The organism is Streptococcus parasalivarius (assembly GCF_054785155.1).
In genome coordinates this window covers 1-2,106 of sequence record NZ_BAABOB010000018.1, presented here as the reverse complement: position 1 = coordinate 2,106, position 2,106 = coordinate 1, and the positions used below count along the sequence as shown (strand labels likewise).

Below are 2,106 nucleotides of genomic sequence, written 5' to 3'. Positions count from 1 at the left end.
ATACCACATACTTAACAGTAGATGTGACATCTTTCTTCCATTGATCTGTCGCTGGGTACTTAGGACTGTTTGGATCATTTGGATTGATTGGATCTGTTGGGTTATGTGGATCATTTGGTCCTACTGGTGTTTCACCATGTTTCAAGGTTACTGTCCATGTTTGGTCTACTGAAGCATCAGTATCGAAATGAGCATCTTTTGGAAACTCATCGCTAACGAGAACATAACCACGATCTTCATAGTACTTAATCTTGTCCGCAGTTGAGTAGTTGATAGCTTCACCTGATTTACCACCGACTTGATCATTGGCAAGGGTTTGACCTGTTGTTTGATCGACGTACGTGATCACTGCTTTTTGATCTGCTTTAACATAAACAATCTTCGTATCTTGTGAAATTCGATCTGGATCACTTTCATCATTTGGTTCAATAGTTTTATCAACAATATTGTAACCCCATGCTTGTGGTTGTTCTTCCTTAATCACATATCCTGTTGGTGCATCTGGAATTTTAGTTTCTGCTGCTTCTCTAGGATTTGATGGATTATTGTTGTATGTTACAGAACTTGAATTAGGAATAACATTTCCATCTTCATCTACCTGAATAATCTTACCAAGTGGTTTATAAGTTACAACATCTTCAGCATTAGGATTGGTAGGAGTGACTGTTTTACTACCTGCTTCAGACTTGTCAGCGTAGTAACCAGAAACTACTGGAACACTTTCCCTACCGTAAGTATGACTCTTTTCAGTCCATGTTGTTGTACCATCAGCTTGATTCTTCTTACCTGTGAAAGTATAGTCATTTTGAATCTTATCCGAAGGCACCTGAGCTTTACCATCTGTACTTGTGTACTTAACAGTTTGTTTTGTTGGTTGCGTCACATCATTTGTTTTTGGTACATAGATGATTGGCGTATCTTCCCCTGGTTTGTCAGGTGTTACAGGTGTTCCTGGTTGGATTGGTTGACCTGGTTTGCTTGGATCTTTTGGATCTGGCAAGTATGGCTTGTAACCTGGAACATCTGGCACAACCGGTTGACCTGGTTTCGTTGGATCTGTTGGATCGTTTGGATACTTCACTTCTGGTGTTGATGGGAAGTTTGGATCGTTTGGTGTTTCTGGTTTTGGAACCAAGCTTCCAAGCGGTTTATAAGTAACCGTTTCTTCAAGATTATCTTGGGTAACCGTCTTAGTTGGAACGCTTGCTTTATCCGCATAGTAGCCAGTAACACTTGGTGTTGGAACTGCATCATAGTTAGCCTTATTCGCTGTCCATGGTGCATCAGGGTTAAGAACCTTACCTGTAACTTTATCAAGATTTAATGTACGTGTCCATTGTGCATTTTGAACATTATCAGCTGGGGCAGTTGCCTTACCATCTGATACCACATACTTAACCGTTGATGTGACATCTTTCTTCCATTGATCTGTCGCAGGGTATTTTGGACTGTTTGGATCATTTGGATTGATTGGATCTGTTGGATTATGTGGATCGTTTGGTCCAACTGGAGTTTCACCATGTTTCAAAGTTACTGTCCAAGTTTGATCAACAGATGCATCTGTGTCATAAGTAGCTCCTGCTGGGAACTCATCATTCACAAGAACATAACCACGATCTTGGTATTTCTTGATTTTAGCTGCAGTTGAGTAGTCAATAGCTTCGCCAGATTTACCAGAAACTTGATCATTTTCAAGTGTTGTACCAGTATTTTGATCTACGTACTTGATAACAGCTTTTTGTTCTGCCTTACGGTAGACAACAGGTGTATCAGATCCTGGGTCATTAGGTGTTACACTTGGAGTGTCTGTCACATAACCTGGGATAACTGGAGTTGGAGTCTCACCACCCTTAGTTGGATCTTGTGGATCATTGTTGTACTGTGGAGTTGGTGCACTTGGAATTGGTGTATTGGTTTCATCAACTGGGATGATCTTACCAAGTGGTTTATAAGTAACCTTATCCGTAACTTCTGGTTGGTCTGGAGTAACTGTCTTAGATCCAGCTTCCTTCTTATCGGCATAGTAATGTTCAACAACTGGAACTGTTTCTTTACCATAAGTGTGATTAGGTTGATCCCATGTTGTTGTACCATTTTTTTGTTTAC

At 40.4% G+C, this 2,106-nt stretch carries 1 protein-coding gene; it reads right to left on the bottom strand.

Going from position 1 to position 2,106, the window contains the following annotated elements; translation table 11 throughout:
- Window positions 1-2,106, bottom strand: a 2,106-nt coding sequence (locus ACYVQ1_RS10185) for a mucin-binding protein (RefSeq protein ID WP_461258417.1), incomplete at both ends; no start/stop codon positions are given.